Source organism: Rhodococcus sp. GB-02 (assembly GCF_053470465.1).
Map to the genome: position 1 here is coordinate 418877 of NZ_JBPUKE010000004.1, position 14653 is coordinate 433529.

The window sequence follows — 14653 nt, forward strand, 5'->3', positions numbered from 1 at the left end:
CCGGGTCACGCACTCTGCAACTGCGGCTAGCCTGGAGCGCGTGCCACTGCTGTCCACGACCGGCCGACGCGTTCCGTTCGCCCTCGCTGCCCTCGCTCTCACCACCGTTCTCACCGCTTGCGGCGACTCGGATCAACCTCCGAACACTCCGACCTCCTCGCCGAGTGAGGTCACTGTTCCGGTGACCGCCGCGACGGTCGAAGTACTCGATGCGGGAAGCGAGCCGCGCGAGGTTTTGCGTACGAACTTGCCTGTCGGCACCACGCAGACGGCGACGCTCGTCACCCAGGCCGTCGTGAGTCAGCAGATCGATCAACAACCGGCGCAGGATTTCTCTTCGCCGGAGATCACGATCCCGCTCTCGGCAAACGTGACAGCCGACGATCCCACGGCTGTCGTAGACCTGACACTGTCGTCGATGACTTCGCCGGATGCCACATTGCAAGCAGCACTGAGCGGGGCCGACGGATCTGCGGCCGGGTTGTCCGTCACGAATTCGGGCGCCATCACCGCACTACGGCTGAAGCCGTCCGCCAACTCGGCCAATGCCGCCCGCGCCGCGATCGAACAGGCGCTGGGCCAAGCGGTGTACCGGACCGTTGCACTCCCCGACGCTCCTGTCGGTGTCGGCGCACGTTGGGTGGTTCGCCAGCAAGTCAGCAGCGAAATCCTGCTCGATCAGACAACCACCGTCACGCTCACCGCGCGCGAGGGTAACCGGCTTTCACTCGCGGTGGACGTATCGCAGACCCCGCAGAGCCCGGTCTGGAACCTGGCCGGTGACGCCGGAACGTTGAACATCGATCAGTACGTCATGGCCGGCACCGGAAACCTCACCGTCGACCTCTCACTCCCCTTGCCGATCGACGGTCAGATGAGCGTCGGCGGAGACCAGGCATACGGCGATCCGGACAGTTCCTCGGTGATCCGGCAGACCATCTCGAACAGCATTCGGTGGGAATCGTGAACAGTCGATCGCTTCTCTCACTTGGCCTGTCGGCGACGGCGGCACTGTTCGTCGTGGCCGGTTGCGGCTCGGACGAATCCCCGAGCAGCGACACGACTACGCCGGTTTCCGCACCCCAGGTCGGTTTGGCGCCGTTCACTGCTACTCCGGCCGCACCGCTGAGCGGGGCTCCGCTCGACCGTGACGCGCTGCAACGCGCAGCGCTCAGCCTCTCCGAACTACCCGCGGAATTCGACGTAGTTCCCGACCCAGTTGACGACCTCGGCCTCGCACCGGCGCCGGAAAGTTCGGAGGCGGACAAGTCGAGCACCGACCCCGCCGTCTGCGCCCAGGTTCTGGCACCGATAGCCACCCAGGCTGCCGGATCGGTTGCCGACCTCTCCGACATGTTCACCGGCCCCGATTTCACGAGCATCGATCAGGACTCTGCTTCGTACGCCGACGGCGCTGCGGCAGCAGCAGCTTTCGAGAAACTGCAGACGACTCTGGCTGCGTGCACAGAGTATTCAGGAACAGATGCCGACGGAACGACAATCACCTATCGCGTCGGTGGATCGTCGGCACCGAATGTCGGTGACGCGTCTTTTGCTTTCCGAATCATTACGGAGAGTGGCGGATTCACCTTGGTGGCCGATGCGATAGTCGCAGCCGTGGGGACGACGTTGACTCAGGTATCCGCGACGGCGCCGAGCCCGATCGCACCCGACGTTCTGCAGTCGATGGCCTCGGCTGCTGCGGATCGACTGCGCGCACAAATGCCATAGCAGCGAGCGGAACCTGCCCGGTCCGGGCGACTCGCGAATGATTCGGGACCACAGACCCTTTGACAACTGCCCGTCCACACTGAACGGTGAGAGTAGGTACGAAACAGACCAACGCGACACACTGATGTGAGGAGCAGAAGTTCATGCCGGAACCCAGAAGGTCAGATCACACCGATTACGTAGCCGTCAATCCGATCTTCTCGAGGCCAGGCGAGGATTCGGTCGCATCGAAGTACACACTCGAACCCGACGGCATGCTTCCCGAGACCGCCTATCAGATCGTCCACGACGAAACGATGCTCGACGGCAATGCGCGACTCAATCTCGCGACGTTTGTCAGCACGTGGATGGACGACCACGCAACCAAGCTGTATGCCGAGTCGTTCGACAAGAACATGATCGACAAGGACGAGTATCCGCAAACCGCCGCGATCGAAACCTATTGCTGGCGCATCCTTGCCGATCTCTGGCACTCACCCTCTCCGAAGGACGCAATCGGCACTTCGACGATCGGTTCGTCCGAAGCCTGCATGCTGGGTGGCCTCGCGATGAAACGACGCTGGCAGCATGCGCGAAAAGCCGCGGGTAAGTCCACCGAAAAGCCAAATCTCATCATGAGTTCCGCCGTACAGGTGTGTTGGGAGAAGTTCTGCAATTACTGGGACGTCGAAGCGCGCTACGTGCCGATCAGCGAAGAACACCGGACCCTCGACGGTCATGATCTGGACAAGTACGTCGACGAGAACACCATCGGCGTCGTCGCGATCATGGGTGTCACGTACACCGGCATGTACGAGCCTGTCCTGGAAATCTCAAAGGCACTCGACGCTATCCAGGAGAAGACCGGCCTCGACGTCCCCATCCACGTCGACGGCGCTTCCGGTGCGATGATCGCACCGTTCCTGCAGCCCGAACTCGAATGGGATTTCCGGCTACCGCGCGTGCATTCCATCAACACCTCGGCGCACAAGTACGGACTCGTCTACCCTGGCCTCGGATGGGTGGTCTGGCGATCGCAGGATCTACTTCCCGACGACCTCGTCTTCAAAGTGAGCTACCTCGGCGGCAGCATGCCGACCTTCGCACTGAACTTCTCGCGTCCCGGCGCTCAAGTGATCCTGCAGTTCTACTTGTTCCTGCGTCTCGGCCACGACGGCTATCGCGCGATCCAGCAGTCCTCGCAAGACGTGGCGACGTTCCTCGCCGAAGGGATCGGGAAACTCGACGCCTTCGAACTGTGGAACGACGGGTCCGACATCCCGGTCTTCGCGTGGCGCCTCGCCGAGGGGCACACGTCCAACTGGACGCTGTACGACCTGTCAGACCGACTCCGCGGCAAGGGTTGGTTGGTGCCGGCCTATCCCATGCCCGATGATCTCGCGGATCTGACAGTGCAGCGCATCGTGGTTCGTAACGGGCTGAGCATGGACCTGGCGGCCAATCTGCTGCGCATCATCGAGGAGGAAACCGCGTTCCTCGACGAGCTGGACAGCCCGATGCCGCGGCCGCGCGTCACCGAGGGATTCCATCACTGACGTTGCTTAACGCACAAAGAGCGGCCGTCGACTTCCATTCGGGAGTCGACGGCCGCTCTGGTGGTTCAGGTGCTACCGAGAGATCAAGCAGCGCAAGCCGGCGAGGTCAGACCTGCAACGCCGACGATCTGGCAAGCGGTGGTCTTCGAGAGCTTCCAGACGTCGTCTTCGTAGACGAACGAAGCCTGCAGGCCCTGCTGCAGCGGCTGACCGTTGACAACGATGTTCAGCGAAGCGGCTGCCGTCTCGCTGCCCGTGTCGGTGACCGGGTCGAGGATCTCGACCTGGGCGCCGGCAGCCTTCGCGGCAGCGGCGACCTGGTTGATCAGCTCGGGGTCAGCTTCCGCTCCCTGGACGAGGTTGACCTTGTCTGCTGCCGGAACACTCTCGTCGAGTGCCTGGGCAACCTTGGCGTTGAGCTCAGGGGCGGTCGGCAGAACAACCTCGGACGTGGGTGCCGCAGAGGTGGTGGTCGTGGGCTTCGCCGAAGTCGTCTTGTCGGAGTCTCCTCCGTCTGAACCACACGCGGTCATCGTCAGGGCTGCTGCGATCGCCACGGCTGCAACGGTCATCTTCTGAAGCTTCAACTTCTCAGTCCTATCCATTCGGGTGTTCACATTCGAGCGTCAGTCGAACAACGTGCTTGCTCGAGGATCGTCGACAACATTACCCAACGGTAAGCGGAAAAAGTCTAAGGACATCCTCAGAGAAGGCTGTCGACCGCATCTGCTACCTCGAGCACCTCGTCCGACTCGGCGAAGGTCTTGGCGATTCCCGTACCGCTGGAACGGGTTTCGAAGCGAACCGTCACCACACCGTGCCCCGCGCCCTGCACCCAACCGTGTCCGTATTCTGGATGCTTGACGTCCAAACCGGGGTGCCAGTAGTGCTGAGGGACACGCGCGGCCACCGGAGCGTCGAGTTCAGTCTCATCGAGGGCGCCGGTGAGAGTCTCGACCGGATAGCCGGGAACATCCTGATCCAACTCGGGAAAAAGTGATCCTTGGCGAACCGTGGACAAACCGGCGAATCCCACACCGACCAGGCGAATCGGCCCCAACTCCTGCGGGTCGATGACCTGTTTCTGCGCGGTGGCGACAAGGATTTGGCGGTCGATGGTGGCAAACGGCAACGTCACGGATCGAGTCAGGATGCTCATGTCGGACTTCTTGAGCTTCAGTACGACGGTACGGGCGGCTCTTCCGTCCTTCTCCAGCCTGGAAAATGCTGCACGACCACTACTTTCGACGGCCGCGCGCAGTTGCGCCATCGTGACGATGTCGGCGGCGAACGTGGATTCCGCGCTGATCTGCTTGGATTCGGCACGCTCGGCGACCGGCCGATCGTCGATCCCCTGCGCAAGGCGATGCAACCCCGGTCCGACGGTGGTCCCCAGTATCGACGCCACCTCCGCTATAGGTGTGCGGGCAAACCCGCCGATGGTTTCGATGCCGAGACGCTTGAGTTTTTCCTCGGCGACGGGGCCGATGCCCCACAGCTTCCGCACCGGAAGCGAATCGAGCAACTCGTGCTGCATCCCGGGAGGAATCACCGCGACGCCGTCGGGCTTTGCCAGCCCCGACGCAATCTTGGCCACCTGCTTGCCTGCGCCGGCGCCGATCGAGGCGACCAACCCGGTCTCGGCTTTGATCAACGCCCGCAAATCCTCGCAAAACGCGCGAACCTCGTCGGCCCCGACTCCGGCCAACTCCACCGGTTCACCGAAGGCCTCGTCCACCGACAATTGCTCGAGGATCGGCATGCGAAGGCGCAACGCGTCGAACGTCCGTTTGCTCAGAACCGAATACAGTGACATCCGTGGCGGCAATACCACGGCTCCGCCACCGACCATGCGGCGCGCTTGGTGCATCGGCATTGCCGATCGCGCACCGAAAACCCTGGCTTCGTAACTTGCCCCCGCCACCACCCCGCGCCCGCCCAAGCCGCCGACCAACACCGGGCGACCTCGCAGCGTGGGACGGGTCAACTGCTCGGCGGAAGCGAAAAACGCGTCCATGTCGAGATGCAGCACCCACCTGCGGCTTCGTGTGGGGTCATCTTGATTCATCGGGAGTTACGGTTCTCTCAAAAGTGGGCGCCGAATTTAAGTCCGTGCCTTTTTCTTGGGCGACTTCTTCTTCGGCAGGGGTATCACGTCGGCTGTCCGTTGGATGAAGGCGTGCAGATGATCAATATGCTGCAGCTTCTCCTCCGGAACCCTGTAGTAATCCTTCGCCCCCGGATACGGCGGAGCCAGATCACTCTCTGATCCGAACTCAGCGCTGACCTCGGTGGGTTTGACGAACAGTACGTTTCCGCAGATCAAGCCCACGATCTTCTCGTCGCAATACAATCCGTACTCGCCGAACATCGCCCTTGCCCGCACGTCGAGCGGTTCCAACTGCTCGAGAATGCGCGCCACGGTTTCCTTGCTCGTACTCATGAGAGCAAACTACTCCGGCGCCCCGACATACAGACGTTCATCGGGGAGCCGGAGTAGTTGCGTCGGTACTAGACCTTCGTGATCGCGGCGCGGATACCGTCGCCGAGATCGACGGCGTCGTCTCCCGCTTCGCCCACCGAGAACGAGGTGGCCAGAACCTCACCGGCGATCAATTCCCGATGACGCTCGGCCCACTCCTTGCAGTCCTGCGGAACCTCGAGCACGACCTTGATCCGGTCCGAGACGTCCAACCCGGCGGCACGGCGTGCGTCCTGCAGTTGACGGATACGGTCCTTCGCCCAACCCTCGGCTTCGAGTTCCTCCGTCACGACGGAATCGAGTACGACGAGTCCCGCACCGTCCGGCAGTGCAGCTGTCGAATCCGGCTCGGCCGCAACCAGTTTCTGCGTGTACTCCTCGGGCAGCAGTTCGATGCCCGCCGCAACCACGACGCCGTCCGCCTTCTCCGTCCAGTCGCCCGCCTTGACCGCCTTGATGACGGTCTGAACGGACTTGCCCAGACGCGGGCCGGCAGCACGCGCGTTCACCGCGATCTCGAAGCGCCCGTGCACGTCGACGTCATCGGTCAGATCGACCTTCTTGACGTTGACCTCGTCGGCGATCAGTCCGAGGAACGGACGCAGACGCTCGGCGTCGGGCGCCGCAACCGTGACCTCGGGCAGCGGAAGACGAACACGCAGATTCTGTGCCTTTCGCAGGCTCAGCACCGTCGAGCACACGGTCCGTACGTCGTCCATCGCCGCTACCAACTCGGGGTTCGCGGGGAGCTCCGACTCCTGCGGCCAGTCAGCCAGGTGAACCGAGCGTTCCCCGGTCAGTCCGCGCCAGATCACCTCGGACACCAGCGGCAACAGCGGCGCAGCGAGACGCGTCACGACCTCGAGCACGGTGTGCAGGGTGTCGATCGCGTCGCGATCCTCGTCCCAGAACCGCGAACGAGACCGTCGCACATACCAGTTGGTCAGCGCGTCACAGAACAACCGAAGCTCGTCGCACGCGCCGGCGATGTCGTTGACCTCGAGGGCCTCGGTGATCACGTCGCGGGTGGTGGCGAGCTTGGCCAGGATATACTGATCGAGAATGTTCTCCGAATCGGTACGCCACACACCGGATTCCGGCGCGTACAACTGCAGGAAGCTCCAGGCGTTCCACAGCGGGAGCAACGCCTGACGTACTCCTTCGCGGATGCCCTGCTCGGTCACGATGAGGTTTCCACCGCGCAGGATCGGCGAAGACATCAGGAACCATCGCATGGCATCGCTGCCGTCGCGGTTGAACACCTCCTTCACGTCCGGGTAGTTACCCTTGGACTTGCTCATCTTCAGGCCGTCGTCGCCCAGCACGATGCCGTGCGCGGCAACGGTTTTGAACGCCGGACGATCGAAGAGTGCGGTTGCCAGCACGTGCAGCGTGTAGAACCAGCCGCGAGTCTGTCCGTTGTACTCGACGATGAAATCGCCCGGGAAATGGCCCTCGAACCATTCACGGTTCTCGAATGGATAGTGCACCTGCGCATACGGCATCGAGCCGGATTCGAACCAGCAGTCGAGTACCTCGGGAACACGGCGCATCATCGACTTCCCGGTCGGATCGTCCGGGTTCGGGCGGACCAGGTCGTCGATCATCGGGCGATGCAGATCGGTCGGACGCACACCGAAGTCTGCCTCCAACTGGTCAAGCGAGCCGTACACGTCCGTGCGCGGGTACTGCGGATCGTCCGACACCCACACCGGGATCGGGCTGCCCCAGTAACGGTTTCGGCTGATGTTCCAGTCGCGCGCACCTTCGAGCCACTTGCCGAACTGGCCGTCACGGATGTGCTCGGGCACCCACGTGATGTCCTTGTTCAACTCGACCATGCGATCGCGGAACTTGGTGACCGCGACGAACCACGAGGGAACCGCCATGTAGATGAGCGGCTGCCCACTGCGCCAACTGTGCGGGTAGGAGTGCTCGATCGTCTCGTGCCGCAGAAGCTTACCGGCAGCCTTGAGGTCCTTGATGATGACGGGGTTGGCGTCGAACACCATCAGGCCCTCGTACGGCGGAACCATCGAGGTGAATTTTCCACCCGGGTCGAGCGGCTGCACGACCTCGATACCGTTGGCCGTGGCCACGTCCATATCCTCTTCACCGAAAGCCGGTGCGAGGTGGACGATTCCGGTTCCGGAGTCGGTTGTCACGTAGTCGGCCGAGAGCACGACGTGCGCGTTCGGGTGTCCGAGGAAGAAGTCGAAGGGTGGTGTGTACGACAGGCCGACCAGCTCGGCGCCCTTGTGACGGGAAACGACCTCGGGGTCCTCCCCCAGCTCGCGTGCGTAGTGAGCTACCCGCGCCTCGGCGAGCACGTACCGCTTTCCGTCCTCACCAAGCACCTGAACGTAGTCGACCTCGGGATGCACCGCAGTGGCCAAATTGGAAGGCAGGGTCCACGGGGTCGTGGTCCAGATGATCGCGTTTGCGCCATCGAGGGGTGAACCCGGGGCGACCAGCGGCATGTCGACCGTGACTGCTGGATCCTGACGCATCTTGTACGCGTCGTCGAGGCGAGTCTCCTGATTGGACAGCGGAGTCTGCTCGTACCAGCTGTAGGGCAGCACGCGGAAGCCCTGATAGATCAGGCCCTTGTCGTGCAGCTCCTTGAAGGCCCACATGACGGACTCCATGAAGTCGACGTCCAGGGTCTTGTAGTCGTTGTCGAAGTCGACCCAACGGGCCTGGCGGGTGACGTAGTCGCGCCACTCGTCGGTGTACTTGAGCACCGAGGCCTTGCAGTACTCGTTGAACTTGGCCAGACCCATGACTTCGATCTCGGCCTTGTCCTTGATACCGAGCTGCTTCTCCGCTTCGAGTTCTGCGGGAAGGCCGTGGCAATCCCAGCCGAAGCGTCGTTCGACCTTGCGTCCACGCATGGTCTGGAAGCGCGGCACCAGATCCTTGACGTACCCCGTCAGCAGGTGGCCGTAATGCGGCAAACCGTTGGCGAACGGCGGCCCGTCGTAGAAAACGAACTCTTCGTTACCGTCCCGATTGGAAACCGATGCCCGGAAGGTGTCGTCGTCGTCCCACTGTTTCAGGACCTTCTGTTCCAGATCGGGGAACTTGACTCCGGTGTCGGCGGGGACTCCGTAGTCGACTTTGGGATACCCGTTACTCGCCATGGCGATCTCCTCGTGCCAGTCGGACTCGGCACGGGGACGACGTGACGCTTGTGCGCCGACACCGCGGTACCACCCCGTTTGCACCCCGCAGATCCGCGCTTGGATCTCGACGTGCCACTCGATCGAGCTGTGACGGGCTCACCCGTTCGGTTCTACTGGGTTCTCGGTACGCATGAAAGCGTCGAAAACCGTTCTTCCGAAAGCTCCCCGGTGATTGCCGGATCAAAGCCAGGTATTCGTGATCGACAGTCTAATACTTGCCCTGGGACGTGTCGGTACTGCCTAGGACTTGCCGGTACTACCTAGGACTTGCCGCCCGACGATTCGCCATGATTGCCCGGATTGTCATCGTTGGCAGCGGCTGCATCACCGGTCGAGGAATCCGAGGAACTCTCGGCTCGGCCGTAAGGCGACGACATCCCGCTACCCGATACCGGGTCATCCAACGAAGGAACCGCCTTCCTGCTGGTCAGCGCACTGACCAGCAGGAGGACGGCACCTGCTACACAAATCGCGATACACGCCCACGCCCAGATCAGCGACCCTGTGGTCAGGGCAACGATCAGGAGTGCGAAGCCAACTCCCGCGAGAACCAACGTCACGACCAGCACGTATCAACCTTTGTCCGGTCCGATAGCTGAGCCGACGGGGCGCTCTCGGTCAGCTGTTTCCCTTGGCGAAGGACGGGCTGTAGGAATCCTGTCCACCGTCGACCGGAACGGCCGAGCCACGCTGTTCGAGCTCTTCGAGCTGCGATTCCAGGTAGGACTTCAGGCGCACCCGGTACTCGCGTTCGAACGTCTTGAGCTGCTCGATACGGCCCTCGAGGACGGAACGCTGCTGGTTGATGGTCGCCATGATTTCGGTGTGCTTCTTCTCGGCGTCCGCCTTGAGAGCGTCTGCCTTCTCCTGAGCCTGGCGAAGCTGGGTCTCGGAGCGAGTCTGAGCGTCGGTGAGCATTGCCTCCGACTTGTTGCGCGCATCCGCGATCATGCCGTCGGCCTTGCTGCGAGCCTCGCTCATGAGCTGCTCGGAGTTGGTGCGAGCACTGCCGAGCAGCTGCTCGGATTCGGTCTTGGCATCGTTGGTGAGGCGATCCGCCATCTCCTGAGCCAGTCCGAGGACCTTTGCGGCCTGCATGTGGGTGTCGCCACTCTGCGGCGCTGCAACGGCAGCGGCGGCGGGAACCGGAGCTGCAACGGGTGCAGGCTTGGGCGGTTCGACGACCCGAGCGGGCTCCGGCTTGGGCTGCGCTGCGACGGGTGCCGCCTGCTGAGCAGGTGCCGGCGACTTCTTGGCAGCCGCGAGCTCCTGATCCAGCTCACCTACGCGCTGGCGCAGGTCCGCATTCTCTTCGATGAGCTGCGACAGCGCCTGCTCGACGAGGTCGAGGAATGCGTCGACCTCGTCCTCGTTGTAGCCACGCTTGCCGATAGGCGGCTTGCTGAACGCAACGTTGTGCACGTCAGCTGGAGTCAGTTGCGGCATGGAAGGATCCCTTCACGCGTCATTTGGCGGTCTAGCAAGCATTCAGTTGCAACACAGTCTACGTAGTGGCGAACCACCGTATGAGTTATGGGTTCCATTCTGGCACACCACACACTCGGACTGCGCTCAGCGAACAACCGACATCAGGATGATGACGATGAAAAGCAAGACCATGATGGATAGATCCAAGCGAACTCCACCGAGGTTGATCGGGGGGATCAACCTGCGGAGCAGTTTCACCGGAGGATCGGTGATCGTAAAAATGGTTTCGAGAATGACTGCGACCAATCCGGTCGGTCGCCAATCTCTGGCAAACGAACGAACGAACTCGACGATCACTCTGCCGATCAGCAACAGCCAGAAGACAACCAGCACCAGATAGATCACAGAGAGAAGCGCGTCCACACCCTCACTCTGCCTGACTTCTGCGTTGTGTCCAAAACAGACACACCGCAGCAATTCCGGAACCGGTCCGCATCGAGTCCGTCTTGTAACGGCCGGCGATGGGTCCGAATGCGGCGCCCGCCGAGACCGGCCGCCGTTCGAATGTGCTCACGTCACCCCTGCTCAGGGGCCGGACTGCGGTCGAGACCATCATTTCTGGCTGTAGAAACCCGTCTCGGCGATCCGACGACGTTCCTCAGCGGAAACGTCGATGTCAGCCGGTGAGAGAAGAAACACTTTGGTGGCTACCTTGTCGAAAGAACCACGCAATGCGAACGCCAGGCCGGCCGCGAAATCGACCAGACGCTTCGCGTCGGCGTTGCTCATGTCGACCAGATCCATGATGACGGGCGTGCCGTCGCGGAAGCGCTCACCGATGGTCCGGGCCTCTGCGTAGCTCTGGGGACGCAGTGTCGTGATCTTGGCGAGCGGGCCGCCGTCGTCGACAACCGGCGCACGTCGCGCTTCGGGCCGCTCGGCGCGCGCGTCGACCGCAAGGTTGCCGCGACTGGCCGGACGCGGCGCCATCGCCGGGCGGCTACTGCGACTGGGAACGGTGTCGACTCGGGGCCGGGAATCGTAGCGATCGAACTCCGCGTCCTCTTCGTCACGACGACTGGGCGCGTAGCTCGCCTTCGAGAAGGCAGGTTCGACGAACTCGCGGTCGTCGCGCTCGGCATAGCCGTCGTGACTACGACGCGGTGCGCGGCGAGCCTGATCGGGCTCCTCCACGTATTCGTCCTCGTAGTCATCGAGGGGAACCATGCCGAAGTAAGCCTTGAACTTATGCAGGTTGCTCATTGATCGACCTTCCTTGGCGCGGCGGAATCAATCCGACTGCGACCGGTCGCAGCGGTGTGGACGGGTTGGGCGATCACCTGAGCGATCACCTCGAGATTACTGGTCGTGAGCCGAGCAGTGCGGTTCCGACACGCACGCACGTGGAACCGTGGCGCACTGCAGCCTCCAAATCGCCGGTCATACCGGCGGAGAGTTCGGTTGCCCGTGGATGCGATTCGAGAATCAAAAGATGTGCCCTGCGGAGGATTTCGAACTGCTCGTCCGGATCTGATCCAAGTGGCGGGACGGCCATCAGTCCCGCGAATTCGAGACCTTCGGCTGATTCGATCCGCTCGGCAAGAGGGGTTAACTCCCCCGTCGGAACTCCGCCACGCGCAGGGTCGCCGTCGAGACTTACCTGGATGAGCACCCGCAGCGGCGCCCTGCGTTCGCCGTCGGACAAAGCGCCGAGCGCCGCCCGATCGAGTGCATCGGCCAACCGCGCACTGTCCACCGAATGAATTGCGTAGGCCCACTTCGCTACCGACCGAGCTTTGTTGCGCTGCAACTGTCCGATCATGTGCCAGCGAACCGGATCGTCGATCGCGCCGCTACGAGCAGCGCCGTCGAAATCCGCGACCTTCTCCACTGCTTCCTGCTCACGAGACTCACCGAATTCACGGCAACCCAGTTCGTACAGGATTCGAGCGTCGGACGCCGGAAAGAATTTGGTAACTGGCAGCAGTGCGACGTCGGAGACTTCGCGACCGGCAGCAAGGCACGCGGCGGCCAATCGCGCCCTCACCGAGTCGAGTGCCGTCGATATTTCTGTCAGCCGCATTTCCGTCTGTCGCATTTGTGCCTAGACGGTTTCCTGCGCTGCGGGCGCTTCCATCCAGATCACTGCAGCTTGACGTCCGGTCAGCGATTCTCGGCGATGACTGAACAGCGCGCGGTCCTCGATCGTGCATCGCGGGTCCTCGGCGACACCGGACACACCCGCCGCGAGCAACTGCTTACGCAGTCCCGCACGCAGATCGAGTCCCGGTGTGCCCTTCTCGGTGCGAGTTGCGCTGCCCGGCAAGTGCTTTTCCACGTCAGCACGCATCGCGGCGGGAACCTCGTACTGGCGTCCACTCGCCGCCGGACCGAGGAAGGCGCCGATACGCGAGACGTCCGCGCCCTGTCGCACCATCTCCGCGAGGACACGCGGGACGATACCGATGCGGGCACCGATCCGTCCGGCATGAACGGCCGCGATGACACCGGCCTCCTCGTCGGAGAGAAGAACAGGAACACAGTCCGCGCTGAGAGTGGCGAGCGCCAAGCCGGGAACGGTGGTGACCAGAGCATCCGTCACCGGAATGACCTCGTCGGTCGGTTCCGTCACGACAGTGACGTTGCGCGAATGGATTTGTTCCATCCACACGAGATGGTCAGGCTCGACGCCTATTTCGCGTGCCAGACGACGGCGATTCGCATCGACGGCTGCCGGATCGTCTCCGACGTGATCGCCGAGGTTGAACGACTCGTACGGCGATGCGGAAACACCACCGGCTCGGCTGGTCACGACGCGGCGAATGCGGGTGCGGGTGGTCGACTTCTCGGTACTCAAGATAAGTGTGCTCACAAACGTCGAAAGTTGTCGTCCGGCTCAGGCGTGACCGGACATCCAGTCAAGAACAGGGTACCCAGAAATTCCGGGCACCCTGTTCTCGAAACTGTTTGTAGCCCTACGTCAGCGACGCATGAAGACGGGCACGTCGACGTCGTCGTCGCCCTCGTCTTCCTGGACCGGCGCATGGCGTGGGCCACCGATCGGAGGCAAGCTGCCCGAACCGATGGTCTCGCGCGCTGCGGAAATCGGCTGCTCGCCAGCAGGTTCGGCAGCTACCGGTGACCGGCCGACCTCACCTGCGCGCCCGGCGCCGATCGCTCCACGTCCCTGCGCGGTCGACTCCACGGGACGACGAGCCGGAGCTCCACCGTCGAATCCCGCAGCGATGACCGTCACACGAACCTCGTCACCGAGCGAATCGTCGATGACCGTTCCGAAGATGATGTTGGCGTCGATGTGGGCAGCTTCCTGTACCAGCGACGCCGCCTCGTTGATCTCGAAGAGGCCGAGATCGCTGCCACCGGCGATCGACAGCAGAACGCCGCGGGCGCCTTCCATCGATGCTTCGAGGAGAGGCGAATTGATCGCGGATTCCGCCGCCTTGATCGCGCGCCCCTCACCACGAGAGGAACCGATGCCCATCAACGCACTGCCGGCGCCGGACATGACACCCTTGACGTCCGCGAAGTCGACGTTGATCAGCCCCGGGGTGGTGATGAGGTCCGTGATGCCCTGGACGCCGTTGAGGAGAACCTCGTCGGCGCTGCGGAACGCGTCCATCAGGCTGACTGCGGCATCACCCAACTGGAGCAGGCGATCGTTGGGAATGACGATCAGCGTGTCGCAGGACTCGCGGAGCGCCTGAATTCCGGTATCCGCCTGCCCCCCACGACGCTTGCCCTCGAAGGAGAACGGTCGTGTCACGACACCGACGGTGAGTGCACCCAGCTTCCGGGCGATGCTTGCCACGACAGGGGCACCACCGGTTCCGGTGCCACCACCCTCGCCTGCGGTCACGAACACCATGTCGGCGCCCTTGATGACCTCTTCGATCTCGTCCTTGTGATCTTCGGCTGCCTTGCGACCCACTTCAGGATCAGCACCGGCGCCGAGGCCACGGGTCAATTCACGACCGACGTCGAGCTTGACGTCGGCGTCACTCATCAGAAGGGCTTGCGCGTCCGTGTTGACCGCGATGAACTCGACTCCCTTGAGTCCCTGTTCGATCATGCGGTTGACTGCGTTCACGCCGCCGCCGCCGATGCCGACGACCTTGATTACGGCGAGGTAGTTGTGCGGGGGCGTCATCGGCTCTCGCCTTCCGTGTCGTGTTTCACGCTGCTTGTCAGAGCTGCTGTCTTTTTACTGCTAAGGGCTGTGTAACTTGTGGGGCTGTGTTACTGCTGGGGCTTTGCTACTGCTGTTGTTCGAG

At 62.7% G+C, this 14653-nt stretch carries 14 protein-coding genes; 3 read left to right on the forward strand and 11 right to left on the reverse strand.

The features are described from left to right. Positions 1 to 40 precede the first annotated feature (40 nt). The 3 genes from ACSW29_RS26720 (at position 41) to ACSW29_RS26730 (ending at position 3266) form a co-directional block, all read left to right on the forward strand. The gene (locus tag ACSW29_RS26720) at positions 41 to 967 is read left to right on the forward strand and encodes a hypothetical protein (protein WP_448278715.1); all 927 of its coding nucleotides are present in this window, start codon (positions 41 to 43) and stop codon (positions 965 to 967) included. Beyond that, positions 964 to 1731 carry a sensor domain-containing protein gene (locus ACSW29_RS26725; RefSeq protein WP_448278716.1) on the forward strand — a complete coding sequence of 256 codons (768 nt, stop codon included), beginning with the start codon at positions 964 to 966 and terminating at the stop codon, positions 1729 to 1731. The genes ACSW29_RS26720 and ACSW29_RS26725 overlap by 4 nt, the downstream gene beginning before the upstream one ends. Positions 1732 to 1874: 143 nt before the next feature. Further along, the gene (locus ACSW29_RS26730) at positions 1875 to 3266 is read left to right on the forward strand and encodes a glutamate decarboxylase (RefSeq protein ID WP_448278717.1); all 1392 of its coding nucleotides are present in this window, start codon (positions 1875 to 1877) and stop codon (positions 3264 to 3266) included. A gap of 83 nt (positions 3267 to 3349) precedes the next feature. On the opposite strand, the gene ACSW29_RS26735 is transcribed toward ACSW29_RS26730, so the two are convergent. The 11 genes from ACSW29_RS26735 to ftsZ all read right to left on the reverse strand — a co-directional run bounded on the left by ACSW29_RS26735 (position 3350) and on the right by ftsZ (position 14529). Then, positions 3350 to 3838 carry a hypothetical protein gene (locus tag ACSW29_RS26735; RefSeq protein WP_448278718.1) on the reverse strand — a complete coding sequence of 163 codons (489 nt, stop codon included), beginning with the start codon at positions 3836 to 3838 and terminating at the stop codon, positions 3350 to 3352. A 131-nt stretch (positions 3839 to 3969) separates the two neighbouring features. Then, positions 3970 to 5334: a DNA polymerase IV gene (locus ACSW29_RS26740; RefSeq protein WP_448278719.1), complete on the reverse strand. Its 1365-nt coding sequence runs from the start codon at positions 5332 to 5334 to the stop codon at positions 3970 to 3972. Between the two features lie 36 nt (positions 5335 to 5370). Then, positions 5371 to 5709 (reverse strand): TfoX/Sxy family protein, encoded by a 339-nt coding sequence (locus ACSW29_RS26745; RefSeq protein ID WP_448278720.1) that lies wholly within the window; start codon positions 5707 to 5709, stop codon positions 5371 to 5373. A gap of 68 nt (positions 5710 to 5777) precedes the next feature. After that, on the reverse strand, positions 5778 to 8891 hold the full coding sequence (ileS, locus tag ACSW29_RS26750) for an isoleucine--tRNA ligase (RefSeq protein WP_448278721.1): 3114 nt from the start codon (positions 8889 to 8891) through the stop codon (positions 5778 to 5780). Between the two features lie 302 nt (positions 8892 to 9193). Beyond that, a complete protein-coding gene (locus tag ACSW29_RS26755; RefSeq protein ID WP_317826362.1) occupies positions 9194 to 9502 on the reverse strand; it encodes a hypothetical protein in 309 nt (102 codons plus the stop codon). 49 nt (positions 9503 to 9551) lie between these two features. Beyond that, complete coding sequence (gene wag31, locus ACSW29_RS26760; RefSeq protein WP_003941722.1) at positions 9552 to 10379, reverse strand: DivIVA-like cell division protein Wag31; 828 nt, start codon at positions 10377 to 10379, stop codon at positions 9552 to 9554. Positions 10380 to 10505: 126 nt separating this feature from the next. Further along, positions 10506 to 10784 carry a YggT family protein gene (locus tag ACSW29_RS26765; RefSeq protein ID WP_003941780.1) on the reverse strand — a complete coding sequence of 93 codons (279 nt, stop codon included), beginning with the start codon at positions 10782 to 10784 and terminating at the stop codon, positions 10506 to 10508. Positions 10785 to 10973: 189 nt separating this feature from the next. After that, positions 10974 to 11624, reverse strand: a complete 651-nt coding sequence (locus tag ACSW29_RS26770; RefSeq protein ID WP_003941752.1) for a cell division protein SepF — start codon at positions 11622 to 11624, stop codon at positions 10974 to 10976. Between the two features lie 85 nt (positions 11625 to 11709). Beyond that, the gene (locus ACSW29_RS26775) at positions 11710 to 12459 is read right to left on the reverse strand and encodes a YggS family pyridoxal phosphate-dependent enzyme (RefSeq protein ID WP_230813508.1); all 750 of its coding nucleotides are present in this window, start codon (positions 12457 to 12459) and stop codon (positions 11710 to 11712) included. Positions 12460 to 12465: 6 nt separating this feature from the next. Then, the gene (pgeF, locus tag ACSW29_RS26780; protein ID WP_007733207.1) at positions 12466 to 13233 is read right to left on the reverse strand and encodes a peptidoglycan editing factor PgeF; all 768 of its coding nucleotides are present in this window, start codon (positions 13231 to 13233) and stop codon (positions 12466 to 12468) included. Between the two features lie 108 nt (positions 13234 to 13341). After that, positions 13342 to 14529: a cell division protein FtsZ gene (gene ftsZ, locus ACSW29_RS26785; protein WP_230813510.1), complete on the reverse strand. Its 1188-nt coding sequence runs from the start codon at positions 14527 to 14529 to the stop codon at positions 13342 to 13344. Positions 14530 to 14653: the final 124 nt, after the last annotated feature.